Annotated in this window: 17 protein-coding genes and 1 tRNA gene; 13 read left to right on the plus strand and 5 right to left on the minus strand. The window is 67.0% G+C overall.

The window, feature by feature from the left end; genetic code table 11:
- Positions 1-46 precede the first annotated feature (46 nt).
- Positions 47-631: an HNH endonuclease gene (locus tag NUW50_RS04765; RefSeq protein ID WP_258287919.1), complete on the plus strand. Its 585-nt coding sequence runs from the start codon at positions 47-49 to the stop codon at positions 629-631.
- A gap of 166 nt (positions 632-797) precedes the next feature.
- Here the strand turns inward: NUW50_RS04765 and NUW50_RS04770 are convergent, their stop codons facing one another.
- Positions 798-1,301 (minus strand): Hint domain-containing protein, encoded by a 504-nt coding sequence (locus NUW50_RS04770; RefSeq protein WP_258287920.1) that lies wholly within the window; start codon positions 1,299-1,301, stop codon positions 798-800.
- A gap of 174 nt (positions 1,302-1,475) precedes the next feature.
- Here NUW50_RS04770 and NUW50_RS04775 point away from each other — a divergent pair.
- Both NUW50_RS04775 and tig read left to right on the plus strand, forming a co-directional pair.
- Positions 1,476-1,560: transfer RNA gene (locus NUW50_RS04775), tRNA-Leu, on the plus strand.
- A gap of 27 nt (positions 1,561-1,587) precedes the next feature.
- Entirely contained in the window at positions 1,588-2,919 is a 1,332-nt protein-coding gene (tig, locus tag NUW50_RS04780; protein WP_258287921.1) for a trigger factor, read from the plus strand.
- 78 nt (positions 2,920-2,997) lie between these two features.
- Here the strand turns inward: tig and NUW50_RS04785 are convergent, their stop codons facing one another.
- The 4 genes from NUW50_RS04785 to rpsF all read right to left on the minus strand — a co-directional run bounded on the left by NUW50_RS04785 (position 2,998) and on the right by rpsF (position 5,550).
- On the minus strand, positions 2,998-4,188 hold the full coding sequence (locus tag NUW50_RS04785) for a PQQ-dependent sugar dehydrogenase (protein ID WP_258287922.1): 1,191 nt from the start codon (positions 4,186-4,188) through the stop codon (positions 2,998-3,000).
- Between the two features lie 138 nt (positions 4,189-4,326).
- Positions 4,327-4,929: a 50S ribosomal protein L9 gene (rplI, locus tag NUW50_RS04790; RefSeq protein ID WP_258287923.1), complete on the minus strand. Its 603-nt coding sequence runs from the start codon at positions 4,927-4,929 to the stop codon at positions 4,327-4,329.
- An 11-nt stretch (positions 4,930-4,940) separates the two neighbouring features.
- A complete protein-coding gene (gene rpsR, locus NUW50_RS04795; RefSeq protein ID WP_258287924.1) occupies positions 4,941-5,168 on the minus strand; it encodes a 30S ribosomal protein S18 in 228 nt (75 codons plus the stop codon).
- A gap of 22 nt (positions 5,169-5,190) precedes the next feature.
- Complete coding sequence (rpsF, locus tag NUW50_RS04800) at positions 5,191-5,550, minus strand: 30S ribosomal protein S6 (RefSeq protein ID WP_258287925.1); 360 nt, start codon at positions 5,548-5,550, stop codon at positions 5,191-5,193.
- Positions 5,551-5,975: 425 nt separating this feature from the next.
- Between rpsF and NUW50_RS04805 the strand changes: the two genes are divergently transcribed.
- The 10 genes from NUW50_RS04805 to NUW50_RS04850 all read left to right on the plus strand — a co-directional run bounded on the left by NUW50_RS04805 (position 5,976) and on the right by NUW50_RS04850 (position 14,677).
- Positions 5,976-6,593, plus strand: a complete 618-nt coding sequence (locus NUW50_RS04805) for a hypothetical protein (RefSeq protein WP_258287926.1) — start codon at positions 5,976-5,978, stop codon at positions 6,591-6,593.
- A gap of 83 nt (positions 6,594-6,676) precedes the next feature.
- Positions 6,677-7,618 (plus strand): ACP S-malonyltransferase, encoded by a 942-nt coding sequence (gene fabD / locus NUW50_RS04810; protein ID WP_258287927.1) that lies wholly within the window; start codon positions 6,677-6,679, stop codon positions 7,616-7,618.
- A gap of 72 nt (positions 7,619-7,690) precedes the next feature.
- A complete protein-coding gene (fabG, locus tag NUW50_RS04815) occupies positions 7,691-8,428 on the plus strand; it encodes a 3-oxoacyl-ACP reductase FabG (RefSeq protein ID WP_258287928.1) in 738 nt (245 codons plus the stop codon).
- A 193-nt stretch (positions 8,429-8,621) separates the two neighbouring features.
- On the plus strand, positions 8,622-8,855 hold the full coding sequence (locus NUW50_RS04820) for an acyl carrier protein (protein WP_258287929.1): 234 nt from the start codon (positions 8,622-8,624) through the stop codon (positions 8,853-8,855).
- A 114-nt stretch (positions 8,856-8,969) separates the two neighbouring features.
- The gene (locus NUW50_RS04825; protein ID WP_258287930.1) at positions 8,970-9,521 is read left to right on the plus strand and encodes a GNAT family N-acetyltransferase; all 552 of its coding nucleotides are present in this window, start codon (positions 8,970-8,972) and stop codon (positions 9,519-9,521) included.
- A 30-nt stretch (positions 9,522-9,551) separates the two neighbouring features.
- Positions 9,552-10,265: a hypothetical protein gene (locus NUW50_RS04830; RefSeq protein WP_258287931.1), complete on the plus strand. Its 714-nt coding sequence runs from the start codon at positions 9,552-9,554 to the stop codon at positions 10,263-10,265.
- A 110-nt stretch (positions 10,266-10,375) separates the two neighbouring features.
- On the plus strand, positions 10,376-11,635 hold the full coding sequence (gene fabF / locus NUW50_RS04835) for a beta-ketoacyl-ACP synthase II (RefSeq protein WP_258287932.1): 1,260 nt from the start codon (positions 10,376-10,378) through the stop codon (positions 11,633-11,635).
- Positions 11,635-12,801 carry an endolytic transglycosylase MltG gene (mltG, locus tag NUW50_RS04840; protein WP_258287933.1) on the plus strand — a complete coding sequence of 389 codons (1,167 nt, stop codon included), beginning with the start codon at positions 11,635-11,637 and terminating at the stop codon, positions 12,799-12,801. Before fabF ends, mltG begins: the two co-directional genes overlap by 1 nt.
- Before the next feature lie 246 nt (positions 12,802-13,047).
- The gene (locus tag NUW50_RS04845) at positions 13,048-13,398 is read left to right on the plus strand and encodes a hypothetical protein (protein ID WP_258287934.1); all 351 of its coding nucleotides are present in this window, start codon (positions 13,048-13,050) and stop codon (positions 13,396-13,398) included.
- Positions 13,286-14,677 (plus strand): DNA-packaging protein, encoded by a 1,392-nt coding sequence (locus NUW50_RS04850; RefSeq protein WP_443135075.1) that lies wholly within the window; start codon positions 13,286-13,288, stop codon positions 14,675-14,677. Before NUW50_RS04845 ends, NUW50_RS04850 begins: the two co-directional genes overlap by 113 nt.
- Positions 14,678-14,837 lie beyond the last annotated feature (160 nt).

The following is a 14,837-nucleotide window of genomic DNA, read 5'->3' on the forward strand; positions in this document are numbered from 1 at the left end:
GCTCCGGATGGGCCGAGGCCCGGCCAGAGCTGTGAGCGTAAACCGAATGGACACCGACTTCAGGACCAGCTTCGTCAGGGACCCCGGCGCGCTGAAACACCACCCGGCCCTTGTGCTGAACGCCGACTACCGCCCGCTCAGCTACTATCCGCTGTCGCTCTGGCCCTGGCAGGAGGCGGTCAAGGCGGCCTTTCTCGAACGGGTCGACATCATCGCCGAATACGACCAGGTGGTGCGCTCGCCGACCACCACGATCCGGATCCCCTCGGTGGTGGTGCTGAAGGAATTCGTCAAACCGCAGCGCCGCGTCGCCTTCACGCGGTTCAACCTGTTCCTGCGCGACGAGTTCCGCTGCCAGTATTGCGGCTCGAAGGGCGATCTGACCTTCGACCATGTGATCCCCCGCGCCCGCGGCGGGGTCACCAGCTGGGAGAATGTCGTCGCCGCCTGTTCCCGCTGCAATCTGCGCAAGGGCTCGAAGTCGCTGAAGCATTCCGGCCTGACCCTGCGCCGGCCGCCGCGGACCCCGGGCGCCGAGGAGCTGCGCAACCAGGGCCGCAAGTTCCCGCCGAACCACCTGCACGCGACCTGGCTGGATTACCTCTACTGGGATGCCGAACTCGAGGCCTGAGGCCGGGCAGGGGGGCTGTCCGCCCCCCGCCGCTGCGCGGCTCCCCCCGAGGATATTTGCAAGATGAAGCCGCCCGGCAAGGGCAAGGCGCCGGGAGTGTTTCCCGGCCGCCTGCATCTTTGGGTCGAAAATACTCCCGCCGGAGGCACCCGCGGCCGCAGCCTGCTCAGCCGCCGGAGGCGGGAACCGCCGCTTCCAGCCCGCCGGCATAGATCACCTCGTCCTGCGCGAATTCGAGCCGGAACAGCCGCAGCGGGCCAGCGGCCCGGGTGATGTATTCGCCATCGACGAGACGGGCGACTGGTATCCGGGCCTGATCCTGCCGGTACAGGGCCCTGGCGCGCCAGTCGCGCAGCAGGAGCTCCTGCCCGGGGCCGAGGCTCATCGTCGCTTCGGGGCGGTCATGGCCGAGCCTATGCGGCCTGACGGTGAAGGCGCCCTTGACCATCTCTGCGGAAACGCCGGTGACGGCGCGGGCGCCGGAACGGGTGATGACCCGGTCGCCGACGCCCAGATGTTCGACCGGCAATTCGCCGTCCAGCGTCAGGATCAGGGTTCCGGCCGAGAAACCGGTGACCGCGCCGGACGGCCGCGCCCGGCCCGCGGGCCGGGCGATGACGGCATCCACGGCCCGTGACTCGGGGCCGCGAAAGAAAGAACGCTGCGACATTGGGGCACCTGACTTTGCTCTGCCTTGTTGTTTTCTCTCAGATTATGTCAGGAATGCGATCATGCCCAGCTCATTTGCCGGTTCTTTTTCCCCTTTGCCCTGCCGCGTGCCTTTGCTAGAAGGGCGCGATTTTGCAGGGCGGCGTCGGGCAACCGGGGCCTTCCTTGGGCGCAGGCGGGTGTGGCGGAACTGGTAGACGCACCAGATTTAGGTTCTGGCGCCGAGAGGCTTGGGGGTTCGAGTCCCTTCACCCGCACCAGAGATGTTGAGAAGGACGGAAAAACAGATGCAGGTTACCGAGACGCTGAACGAAGGTCTGAAGCGCGGCTATACGATCACGCTCAGCGCCGGAGAGCTGGAAGCCAAGGTCCAGGAGAAACTGGCCGAGGCCCAGCCTTCCGTCGAGATGAAGGGCTTTCGCAAGGGCAAGGTTCCGATGGCGCTGCTGAAGAAGCAGTTCGGGCCCCGGGTCATGGGCGAGGCGATGCAGGAAGCGATCGACGGCGCGATGTCGAAGCATTTCGAGGAGAGCGGCGACCGTCCGGCGATGCAGCCCGAGATGAAGATGACCAACGAAAACTGGAAGGAAGGCGACGACGTCGAGGTGGCGATGAGCTACGAGGCGCTTCCCGAGGTTCCGGAGGTCGATTTCAAGAAGATCAAGCTCGAACGGCTGGTGGTGAAGGCCGGCGACGCGCAGGTCGATGAAGCGCTGCAATCGCTGGCCGACAGCGCGCCCTCCTACGAGGACCGCAGGAAGGGCTCGAAGGCCAAGGACGGCGACCAGGTGACGATCGATTTCGTCGGCTCGGTCGATGGCGAGAAGTTCGACGGCGGCGCCGCCGAGGATTACCCGCTGGTTCTGGGCTCCGGCTCGTTCATCCCGGGCTTCGAAGAGCAGCTGGTCGGGGTCAAGGCGGGCGATGAGCTCGAGGTCAAGGTCTCGTTCCCGGCCGAGTATCAGGCCAAGAATCTCGCCGGCAAGGACGCGGTCTTCGCCTGCACCGTGAAAGCGGTGAAAGAGCCGAAACCGGCCGAGGTCAATGACGAGCTGGCCAAGAAATACGGTGCCGAGGATGTCGCGGGTCTGCGCGCCCAGATCACCGAGCGGCTGGAGAACGAATACAAGGGCGCCGCGCGGGCGGTGATGAAGCGCAGCCTGCTGGACGCGCTGGACAAGGAGGTCAGCTTCGAACTGCCGACCGGCCTGGTCGAGGCCGAAGCCGGGCAGATTGCGCATCAGCTCTGGCACGAGGAGCACCCTGACGAGCATGGCCACGATCACCCCGAGATCGAGACCACGGACGAGCACCGGAAACTGGCCGCGCGCCGGGTGCGGCTGGGGCTGCTGCTGGCCGAGATCGGCCGCAAGCAGGAGATCAAGGTCACCGACCAGGAGATGACCCAGGCGGTGCTGAACCAGGCCCGGCAATATCCGGGTCAGGAGCGGGCCTTCTTCGACTATGTGCAGAAGACCCCGGAAGTGCGGCAGCAGATCCAGGCGCCGATCTTCGAGGACAAGGTGGTCGATTACATCTTCGAACTGGCCAGCGTCACCGAAAAGACGGTGGACAAGGAAGCCCTGCAAAAGGCGGTGGACGCGCTCGACGACGAGTGAGCGCCCGGCCTTCGGGCAAGGACATGAGATCGGCGAAAGGCGGCCTTCGGGCCGCCCTTTTTGCGTTTCTGCCCGTTCTCAGCCCGGGGCGATCCGCAGCAGCGCCCCGTCCTCGGCATCGGTCAGGACCAGCAGGCTGCCGTCCGTATCGACATCGACATCGCGGACCCGGCCCAGATCGGGCAGCAGTTTCTGTTCCCCGATCACCCGGTCGCGCTTCAGCACCAGCCGGTTCAGGCCGCCCGGGGTCAGCGATGCGATGATCAGGCTGCCGTTCCAATCCGGAAAGGCGGCGCCCCGATAGAACACCATGTCGCCCGGCGCGATCACCGGGTCCCAGTAATAGACCGGCTGCTCCATCCCCGGCGCCGCGCTCCGGCCGCTTCCGACCGGCGTGCCGTTGTAGTTCTCGCCATAGGAGATCACCGGCCAGCCGTGATTGCGGCCCGCCAGCGGCAGGTTCAGCTCGTCCCCGCCCTGGGGGCCGTGTTCGACGGTCCAGTAGCGGCCCTCCGGGTCCAGCGCATCGCCCTGGATGTTGCGATGGCCGTAGGACCAGATTTCCGGCCGGGCCGCGGCGTCACCGACGAAGGGATTGTCTTCCGGAACGCTGCCATCGCCATGCAGGCGGATCACCTTGCCATAGGTCGTGGCCAGGCTTTGCGCCTTCTGCCGTTCGGATAGGGTGAAATGCTCGCCGGTGGTGATCCAGACCAGCTCGCCCTGCGGGGTGATCCGGCTGCCGAAATGGGCCGGGACGCCCGAGGGCGGGGTCTGCACGAAGATGTCGCGCACCTCGGTCAGGCGGGTCATGTCGGCCGACAGGACGCCCCGCGCGGCGGCGGTTGCGGTCTTGTTGCCCGGCAGCGGCTTGGCATAGGTCCAGAAGATCACACGGGAGGTCGCGAAGTCCGGCGCCAGCGCCACGTCGAGCAAGCCGCCCTGCTGGAAGGCCAGCACCTCGGGCAGGCCCGCGATCGGCGCCGAGACGCTGCCATCCGGCGCGACATGCCGCAGCCGCCCGGCGCGTTCGGTGACCAGATAGCCGCCCGAGGGCAGGATCGCGAGTCCCCAGGGATGCGAGAGGCCGGTCGCCACCGGGGTCACCGTCAGGGCGATGTGCTGTGGCAGTTCGGGCGCGCGGGTCTGTTCGGGGAAGGCGGGCGAAAATTCGGGGACATTGGCCGGCCCCTGCGCAATCGGCCCGGCGCCGGCGGGCAAGGCCAGGGCCAGGGCGAGGCACGGCCAGATCAGGCGGTGTCGGAACATCTCGGGTCTCCCGGAAACTGTCCGGGACAGGTTAGGCCGGAGACGCGGGCATTGCACCCCTCACGGCACGCGACCGGCGGCAAAAGAAAAACCGCGCCCGGTCGGGGCGCGGTTTCGGGATCGGCCTTGTGGAAAGGCTCAGTCGCTTTCGGGGGTCGGGACCGGGCCGAATTCGTCTTCGTTGTTGGCGGCGCCGATGTCGTCGAACAGTTCCGCAATCTCGAATTCGGCGGCGGCTTCCTCTTCCGCGGCCAGTTCCTGGATCGACTTGCCGGCGGCCTGAAGTTCGGCCTCTTCGACCGAGCGGGCGACGTTCATCACGATCGTCACCACCACTTCCGGGTGCAGGGTCACCGAGACGTCATGCAGGCCGAGGTCCTTGATCGGGCGGATCAGCGCGACCTGGCGCTTGTCGATCGAGAAGCCTTCGGCGGTCGCCGCTTCGGCGGCGTCACGCGGGGTGACCGAGCCGTAGAGCGAGCCGGAGTCCGAGGCCGAGCGGATCACGACGAATTGCTGACCGTCCAGCTTGGCGGCCATCGCCTCGGCTTCTTTCTTTGTCTCGAGGTTGTGGGCCTCGAGCTGGGCCTTGCGGGCCTCGAAGCTGGCAATGTTGGATTCGGACGCGCGCAGGGCCTTGCCTTGCGGCAGCAGGTAATTCCGGGCGTAGCCGTCCTTGACCTTCACCACTTCGCCCATCTGGCCCAGCTTGGGCACGCGTTGCAGAAGAATGACTTGCATCGTTCAGGTCCTCACTTCACGGCGTAGGGCAGCAGGGCGAGGAAGCGGGCGCGCTTGATCGCCCGGGCGAGTTCGCGTTGCTTCTTGGCCGAGACGGCGGTGATCCGGGACGGCACGATCTTGCCGCGCTCGGAGACATAGCGTTGCAGCAGGCGCACATCCTTGTAGTCGATCTTCGGTGCGTTGTCGCCCGAGAAGGGGCAGACCTTGCGGCGGCGGAAAAACGGTTTGGTAGCCATTGGTTATTCTCCTCGGCCCGGATCAGGAACGGTGGGGGCGGTCGCCCCGGTCGCGCTCGTCGCGCTTCTGCATCTGCACCGAGGGGCCTTCCTCGTGCTTGTCCACCTTGATGGTCAGCACCCGCATGACATCGTCATGCAGCCGCATCAGGCGTTCCATCTCCAGCACCGCCGGAGCGGGCGCGTCGGACCGCATCAGCGCGAAATGGCCTTTGCGATTCTTGTTGATCTTGTAGGCCATCGTCTTGATGCCCCAGTATTCCGAATCGACGACCTTGCCGCCGTTGTCCGCCAGGACGGTGCCGAAATGTTCGATAAGGCTTTCAGCTTGCGTGTTGGACAAGTCCTGACGCGCAATAAAGACATGCTCGTAAAGCGGCATGTTCACTCCAGTTTTTCAGGCGCACTTCACCGGGCAGATCTTCCTTCCGCGACCTGCCCCCGAGAGGTTGCGCGATGCATGACCTGCGGAAGGATGCGGCCTTATACACGGGCGGGCCCGTGATGCAAGGCCGGCGGGGCAATTGCGCCCTCCCGCGCGATCCGGTCAGGGGGTCCGGTGCGCCACATCTCCGGCCCGGGTGTTCAACTGGCGGTTGTTCGCCGACGGCACCGGTGCGGTGCCGGCCGGAGCGAAATAAAGTGCATTTAGATCAATTCCTTGCCGGATCGGCAAAAACCAGCCTGCGGCGCCGTCTACAACTCCAAGGCGTGAAAATGCTCCGGCGCCGTCCAATTCCTGCCCAGATTGCCGAGCAATGCTTGGACATGCGCCGCATTGGGGACGGCGGAATTGGGAACTGCATGATGAGCGCACGCAGTGGCTTTGTCGAACTGGGAGTGGTCACCGAGGGTCTGCGCGCGGCGCCGATCGTCTCGGAGACCTATTGGGGCTATGTGGTCCGCCCGCCGGAAGCCTATCTGGAACGTGCCGCCGTCATCGAGATCGTCTCGACCTTCGCCGGCGTGCTGATGTTCTTCGCCGCCTATGGGCACTGGTTGCTGCCGGGCACCGACCTGTCGCTGTCGGTCATCCCGGTCAAGCTGGTCTCGACCCTGATCTTCGCCGCCATGGGCGCGGCGCTGATCTGGACCGGGCGTCAGGGCATGGTGCAGGAACTGCATGTCGATACCAAGAAGGAAGAAATCCGCCTGGTTCAGCGCAATCGCCATGGCGAGGGCCGGCTGATCGCGCTGTTTGCCTTCAAGGAAATCGCCAGCGTCGTGCTGAAACGTTCGAAATCGGCCTTCTCGCCGACCCGGCTGTCGCTGCGGATCGCGCGCAGCGGCGGATTCGTGGACATCCTGCCCTCGGACGAGAACGAGCTTCTGCCGATCCGCGACCGGCTGATCGTGGATATGTCGCCCCGGTTCCGGAGCGACAGCACCAGCCGCCGCCTGCCCAAGAGCCCCGCCGCCGCCTGATCCGCGCCGTCCGGCCCGGAGCCCGCCCCCGCGGCTTGCCGCGCTGGCGGCTTCCGTCTAGGACAAGGACGACAGGACAAACCATGCGGGGAAACATGCGGGCATTCGTCTTTCCGGGGCAGGGCGCCCAGGTCATCGGGATGGGCAAGGCACTGGCCGAGACCTGGCCCGAGTCGCGGGCGGTCTTCGATGCGGTGGATGCCGCCTTGGGCGAGAAGCTCTCGACCCTGATCTGGGAGGGCGAGCAGGACGCGCTGACCCTGACCCGCAACGCGCAACCGGCGCTGATGGCCTGCTCGATGGCGGCGCTCAGGGCGCTGGAGGCCGAGGGTGTCGCGGTCACCGACGCGGCCTTCGTGGCCGGGCATTCGCTGGGCGAGTATTCGGCCCTTGCGGCGGCCGGCAGCCTGAGCGTCGAGGATGCCGCGCGACTGCTGCGGATCCGGGGCGAGGCGATGCAGGCGGCGGTGCCGGTCGGCGAGGGCGCCATGGCGGCGCTGCTGGGGCTGGATTTCGCGGCCGCCTCGAAAGTGGCCGAAGAGGCCGCCCAGGGCCAGGTCTGCCAGGCCGCGAATGACAACGATCCGGCCCAGGTGGTGGTCTCGGGCCACAGGGCGGCGGTCGAGCGCGCGCTGGATCTTGCCAAGGCGGCGGGCGCCCGGCGGGCGATCCTGCTGCCGGTCAGCGCACCGTTCCATTGCGCCCTGATGCAGCCGGCCGCGGATGTGATGGCCAAGGCGCTCTCGGAGGTCGAGATCAGGGCGCCGGCGGTGCCGCTGGTCGCCAATGTCCGCGCCGAGGCGGTGAGCGACCCCGAGACGATCCGCGACTTGCTGGTCGCCCAGGTGACCGGCGCCGTGCGGTGGCGCGAGTCGGTGGCCTGGATGGCCGGGCAGGGCGTGAACGAGTTCTGGGAGATCGGCGCCGGCAAGGCGCTGTCGGGGATGATCCGCCGGATCGCGCCGGAGGCGAAGAGCCGGGCCGTCGGCACGCCCGAGGATGTCCGCGCGGCGGTCTCGGGCTGAGCGCGCCGGGAGGGCCAGCCCTCCCGGACCCACCCGGGATATTTCCAAGGTAAAGACGAGAGGAGTGGCAGGATGTTCGATCTGACGGGAAAAGCGGCGCTGGTGACGGGCGCCTCGGGCGGGATCGGCGCCGGAATCGCCGCCGCGCTGCACGAGGCCGGGGCCAAGGTGGGGCTGTCGGGCACCCGCGAGGCGCCGCTGCACGAACTGGCCGACGCTCTGGGCGAGAATGCCTTCGTGCTGCCCTGCAACCTTTCCGACCCGGCGGCGGTCGAGGCGCTGCCGAAGACGGCCCAGGAGGCGATGGGCTCTCTCGACATCCTGGTGAACAACGCCGGGATCACCCGCGACAACCTGTTCATGCGGATGTCGGACGAGGAATGGCAGGCGGTGCTGGAGGTGAACCTCACCTCGACCTTCCGGCTCTGCCGGGGCGTGCTGCGCGGGATGATGAAGGCCCGCTGGGGGCGGATCGTCAATATCACCTCGGTCGTCGGCAGCACCGGCAATCCCGGCCAGGCCAACTATGCCGCCGCCAAGGCCGGGATCACCGGCCTGTCGAAGAGCCTGGCCTATGAGGTCGCCAGCCGCGGCATCACCGTCAACTGCATCGCGCCGGGCTTCATCGCCACCGCGATGACCGAGAAGCTGACCGAGGAGCAGAAGGGCAAGATCATGGGCCAGATTCCGGCCGGCCGGATGGGCGAGGTCGGCGATATCGCGGCCGCCGCGCTCTACCTTGCCAGTCCGGAAGCCGCCTATGTCACCGGTGCGACCTTGCATGTGAACGGCGGAATGGCGATGATCTGAGGATCGCGACAGGGCGGTCCGGACGGCCCCCGGGAAAGCGTTTGCCAAGCTGGGAGGCATCCGATATAGCCGCTTTCCAAGTGAGGCCCAAGGCGCGTATGCTGCGGGCAAAAGGCGTTGCGACGCGAATTTTCAGCGGCCCGATTGGGCCAAACGACAATCGGGCGAGGCCCCAGAGCGTGAGGAATATTACATGAGCGACATCGCAGATCGCGTTCGCAAGATCGTTGTCGAACACCTGGGTGTGGAAGAGGACAAGGTTGCGGAATCGGCCTCGTTCATCGACGATCTGGGCGCGGATTCGCTGGATACGGTCGAACTGGTCATGGCCTTCGAGGAAGAGTTCGGCATCGAGATCCCGGACGACGCGGCGGAAGGTATCCAGACCTTCGGTGACGCGGTGAAATTCATCACCGAAGCCGCCTGAGTCTGCTCGCCGGCCCGCTGTGGCCGGAACGGTTTTCGACGGCGCCTCCCAGGACCATTGGGGGGCGCCGTTTTCTATGTGGCAGGGGCCCGGCAGGGCAGGCGGAGCGCGGCAATGACGATTCCGGTGATCGAGACCGAGAGACTGCGGCTGCGCGGGTTCCGGCCCGGCGACTTTGCCGGATTCGCGGCGATGTGGGCCGATCCGCAGGTGGTGCGATTCATCGGCGGCAAACCCCGGACCGAGGATGAAAGCTGGACCGCTCTGCTGCGCTATGCCGGCTACTGGCCGCTGTTCGGGCACGGGTTCTGGGCGATGACGCCGCGCGACGAGCCGGACCACTGGCTGGGGTGCATCGGCTTCATGCGGGCCCGGCGCGGTTTTGCCGATCTCGACGGGCGGCCGGAATGCGGCTGGGTGCTGGCCCGTTCCGCCCAGGGCCGGGGGCTCGCCTACGAGGCGGCCGCGGCGGTGCATCGCTGGTATGACGGGCAGGGATTCGGCCCCAGCTTCGTGATGATCGAGACCGGGCATGGCGCCTCGGTCCGGGTCGCGGAGCGCTGCGGCTACCGGCTGCTGCGCGAAGACATCTATGACCGCGCCGCGATGCATATCCTGCAGCGCCCGGCGCCCTGGAGGGCAGACGCGAGCGCGCTTTCGGTGTAAACTGCTGTAGCGGCAGGGGAGGCCAGGCGCATGGCGGTCGATGGCGACAAGGTGCGGGCGGCGAATTTCAAGCTGTTCGGCGATTGGGTGAAAGCCAATGGCAAGGAGGTGAAGCCGCGCCGCGAGGTGGCGCTGTTCTATGCCGGCGATTTCATCAACATGGGCGAGCTGGGCAAGCTGGCCAAGGCGCATGATCCGAGCGACAGGAAGGACCGGCACATCGGCCGAATCTGGACCTATGTGAAGGAGATGACCGACAATCCGGTCGGCAGGAAGCTGCGTTACTCCTCGATCGACACCGCCCTGAAGGCCTGCCCCAAGGCGCCGCCGGCGGTGATCGACCCGCTGACGGTCAAGCCGATCAAGCCCTTTGCCGACATGAATGCCTATGCGCATGGTGTCACAAGGCTGTCACCCAAGGGCGACGGCGCCTATCTGCTGGCGGCCGATCAGCGCAAGGTCTGGTCGGTGCTCTCGAAGCTCTATGCCGCCAATACCGAGGGCGAGATCATGATTCTGGCCGAGTTCATGCGGGATTACGAGACCTTCCGGAAGAACAGCGATCTGGTCCATGTCGAGCTGAAGAAACTGTTGCAGAACAAGAAGCTGCCGGACAGTGCCAAGAAGCAGGTCCAGGCCTATGTGAAACGCTACATCGACGCCTACGGGGCCAAGGCGGGGGCGATTGGCAAGCTGCTGGCCAAGGCCGAGGCCGATCTGAAGGCGCGGCCCGGCTCGGGCTGAGACACGGCGCCGCAGCGCGCCCGGACGGCCCCCGCGCCGGCACCGACTTGCCCCGCCCCCGGAAGCCGGGGTAATCAGGGCCAAGCACCGCCAGATAAAAGGGGCAACAGATGCGTCGAGTGGTCGTGACCGGTATCGGTCTTGTTACGCCTTTGGCCTGCGGGGTCGAAGCAACCTGGGAACGGCTTCTGGCCGGAAAGTCCGGCGCCGGACCGATCAGCCGCTTCGATGCCTCGAACGTGGTGACGAAATACGCCTGCGAAATCCCGCGCGGCGACGGCAGCGACGGCAGCTTCAACCCGGACGACTGGATGGAGCCGAAGGACCGGCGCAAGGTCGATGACTTCATCCTCTACGGGATGGCGGCGGCCGAGCAGGCGGTGAAGGATTCGGGCTGGGAACCGGCCAACGAGGAAGACCGCGAGCGGACCGGGGTGATGATCGGCGCCGGGATCGGCGGCCTGACCTCGATCGCCGAGACCGCGGTTCTGATCAACGAGCGCGGGCCGAAACGGGTCAGCCCGTTCTTCATCACCTCGGCGCTGATCAACCTGGCCTCGGGCCAGGTCAGCATCCGCTTCGGCTTCAAGGGGCCGAACCATGCCGTGGTGACGGCCTGCTCGACCGGGGCCCATGCCATCGGCGACGCGGCGCGGCTGATCCAGTGGGGCGATGCCGACGTGATGGTGGCGGGGGGCTGCGAAAGCCCGATCTCGGAAATCGGGATCGCCGGGTTCAACGCCTGCAAGGCGCTGTCGACCAAGCGTGCCGACGACCCGACCAAGGCCAGCCGCCCCTATGACACCGATCGCGACGGCTTCGTGATGGGCGAGGGCGCCGGCGTGGTGGTGCTGGAGGAATACGAACATGCCAAGGCGCGCGGCGCCCGGATCTATGCCGAGGTGATCGGCTATGGCCTGTCGGGCGATGCCTATCACATCACCGCGCCTTCCGAGGACGGCAACGGCGGGTTCCGCGCGATGACGATGGCGCTGAAGCGGGCCGGCGTGACCCCGGCCGAAGTGGATTACATCAACGCGCATGGCACTTCGACCATGGCCGACACGATCGAACTGGCCGCCGTCGAACGGCTGCTTGGCAACGCGGCCGAGGATGCGGTGATGTCCTCGACCAAGTCCTCGATCGGGCACCTGCTGGGCGCGGCCGGCGCGGTGGAGGCGATCTTCTGCATCCTGGCGATCCGGGATCAGATCTGCCCGCCGACGATCAACCTCGACAATCCGGCGGTGGAGCCGCGGCTGAATCTGGCGGCCAATGCGCCGGTCAAGCGCAAGGTCGATGTGGCGCTGTCGAATTCGTTCGGCTTTGGCGGGACGAATGCCTCGCTGGTGCTTCGGCGGGTCGGCTGATGTGGCGTCACATCGCCAGCAACGGCATGTCGCTGCTGATCGTGCTGCTGATCGCGGCTGCCGGGGCGATTGCCTGGGGCAAGGCGAAGTATCAGGCGCCGGGGCCGCTGGCGCAGGCGATCTGCCTGCGGGTCGAGAGCGGATCGTCGATGCGCAAGGTCTCGGAACAGCTGGCCGAACAGGGCGCGGTGAGCGCGGCCTGGCTGTTTCGGCTGGGGGCTGAATACTCGGGCAAGTCAGAGGCGCTGAAAGCGGGCAGCTTCCTGGTGACCGAAGGCAGCTCGATGGCTGAAATCATGGATGAAATCACCGGTTCCGGGGTCTCGACCTGCGGCACCGAGGTGGTTTATCGGATCGGTGTCAACCGGGCCGAGATGCAGGTGCGGGAGCTGGATCCGGCAACCAATCGCTTTGTCGAGGTCGCGGCCTTCGAGCCGGAGGATGGCGCCGAGCCGCCGCCGGAATACCTCGAGGTGCGGCAGGCCGCGGATACCCGCTATCGCGTGGCGATGGCCGAGGGCGCGACCGTCTGGCAGGTCGCCGAGGCGCTGAAAGCCGCTGATTTCATGGACGGAAAGATCACCGAGCTGCCGCCCGAGGGAAGCCTGGCGCCGGACAGCTACGAGGTGACACCGGGGGCCGACCGGGCCGAGCTGCTGGCCCGGATGCAGGCGGCACAATCGGCACGGCTGGCCGAGGCCTGGCGCAATCGCGACGAGGGGCTGCCGGTCAAGACGCCGGAAGAGGCATTGGTGCTGGCCAGCCTGATCGAGAAGGAGACCGGGGTGCCGGAAGAGCGCCGGCTTGTCGCAAGTGTCTTCGTCAACCGCTTGAATCAAGGGATAAAACTCCAGACCGACCCGGCCGTGATCTATGGTGTGACCGGCGGCAAGGGGGTGCTGGGGCGCGGGTTGCGGCAATCGGAACTGCAGCGCGACACGCCCTACAACACCTATGTCAACGCCGGGCTGCCTCCCGGGCCGATCGCCAATCCGGGGCTCGCCGCGATCGAGGCGGCGCTGCATCCGGAGAGTTCGGACTATATCTACTTCGTTGCCGATGGCACCGGCGGCCATGCCTTTGCCAGGACGCTGGCCGAGCATAACGACAATGTCGCCAAGTGGCGCAAGATCGAGGCCGAGCGGGCTGCGGGGGATGGGGATTAGGAGTTTCCCGTTTTTCCAAGGGCTTGGAGCGTGAAGTTAAACGATTAAGACTGTCTTGCACCCGGGCGCCGGGCGCTGCGGCAAGACACAACTAACGGTTTAAATCTTGACTTTGCGCTCTCTCTCGGGTAGGGAATTGCGCAGGCTGGAATAGCTGAGGGCGGACCGGGAAACCGGGGCCGCCCTTTCGTTTTCGACCAGCCAGGCTCGGGCCGGAGGGGCGTTGAGCGAAGGTGTTTAGCACATATGGCATTGATCAAACCCACCGAGGTTGATCCGGACCTGCTGAAGCGCGCCGCCGAGGCGCTGGAATTCCTGAAGGAAAGCAGTGACTTCTACCGCGACTTGAGCCTGCGGGCCAAGCTTGAGGGAGAGGACAGCCCGGCCAGGGCGCGGGATCGGCTGCATGAATACCGCAAGGTCGCTTTGTCAGCTTTGGAGGATGGCCGCCGTGTCGCAGATGAAATCAACAAGTCCCGCGGTATTGTTCGAGACTACGCGCTCGACCTCGCGGCTGCGCGCGACGAGGTGGAACGCCTGCTGGATCGCCTCGCGGCCGAAATCAGAGAGGGACCGGTTTCTGGACAGCCTGAGTGACGGGGCGCTACTGGCGCTGCCCCATATCTTCGGCTTCTGGGCGCATCCGCATCAACTTCCCCCGGCAGGGGATTGGCGCACATGGATAATCCTGGGCGGGCGCGGTGCGGGCAAGACCCGGGCCGGGGCGGAATGGGTGCGCTCGCGGGTGGAAGGGTCGCGGCCGCTGGATCGCGGCCTGTCGCGGCGGGTGGCGCTGGTTGGCGAGACCTTCGACCAGGCGCGGGAGGTGATGGTGTTCGGCGAGAGCGGCATCCTGGCCTGTTCGCCGCCGGACCGGCGACCCGAGTGGCTGGCGACGCGGCGGATGCTGGTCTGGCCGAACGGCGCCGAGGCGCAGGTCTATTCGGCGCATGAGCCCGAGGCCCTGCGCGGGCCGCAGTTCGATGCCGCCTGGGCGGATGAACTGGCGAAATGGCCCAAGGCGCAGGAGACCTGGGACATGCTGCAGTTGACGCTGCGGCTGGGGCAGGTGCCGCGGGCGGTGATCACCACGACGCCGCGCAACGTGGCGGTGCTGAAGGAACTGCTGGACCATCCGGCGATCCCGGTCAGCCATGCCGCGACCGAAGCCAATGCGGTCGGGCTGGCGGCCAGTTTCCTGGACGAGGTGCGGGCCAGATTCGCCGGCACGCGACTGGAACGGCAGGAGCTGGACGGGGTGCTGCTGGATGATGTGGAAGGTGCGCTGTGGTCGTCCGAGACGCTGGAGCGCTGCCGGCTGCGCGGTCCTCTTCCTGCCTTCGACCGGGTTGTCGTGGCGGTGGACCCGGCGGCCGGCGGCGGCAAGGCCGGCGACGAATGCGGCATCGTGGTGGTCGGCGCGGTGACGGCGGGCAGGCCGCAGGACTGGCATGCGGTGGTGCTGGAGGATGCCACGGTGGCGGGGCTTTCGCCGCTGGGCTGGGCCGAGGCGGCGCTGGCGGCCTTCGAGCGGCATGGCGCCGACCGGCTGGTGGCCGAGGTCAACCAGGGCGGCGACATGGTCGAGGCGACCCTGCGCCAGGTGGCGCCGCTGGTGCCCTATCGCGGCGTCACCGCGACCCGCGGCAAGGCGCTGCGGGCCGAGCCGGTGGCGGCGCTCTACGAGCAGGGGCGGGTGGCTCATCTGCGCGGGCTGGACAAGCTCGAGGCGCAGATGTGCCGGATGACCGTCGGTGGCTATCAGGGGCAGGGCTCTCCGGACCGGGTCGATGCGCTGGTCTGGGCGCTGACGGCGCTGATCGTCGAGCCGTCGGCAAAGTTCAGTGAGGCGGTGCCGCGGATACGCCGGCTCTGAGGCGATGACCATGAGGTGGAGCGGGGCCCCGGGCGATGTCCGGGGCCTTTTCGATGGGCCGGGCCGCGGTTCGGGCCGTTGCGTCGGCGGGACGGGCCCCGCGCGCTGCGTTCAACCGGTCTCAACCCCTCGCCTCTAGGGTCGCCCAGGTTCCGCGGCA

The organism is Frigidibacter sp. ROC022 (assembly GCF_024723735.1).
GTDB lineage: Bacteria > Pseudomonadota > Alphaproteobacteria > Rhodobacterales > Rhodobacteraceae > SLM-1.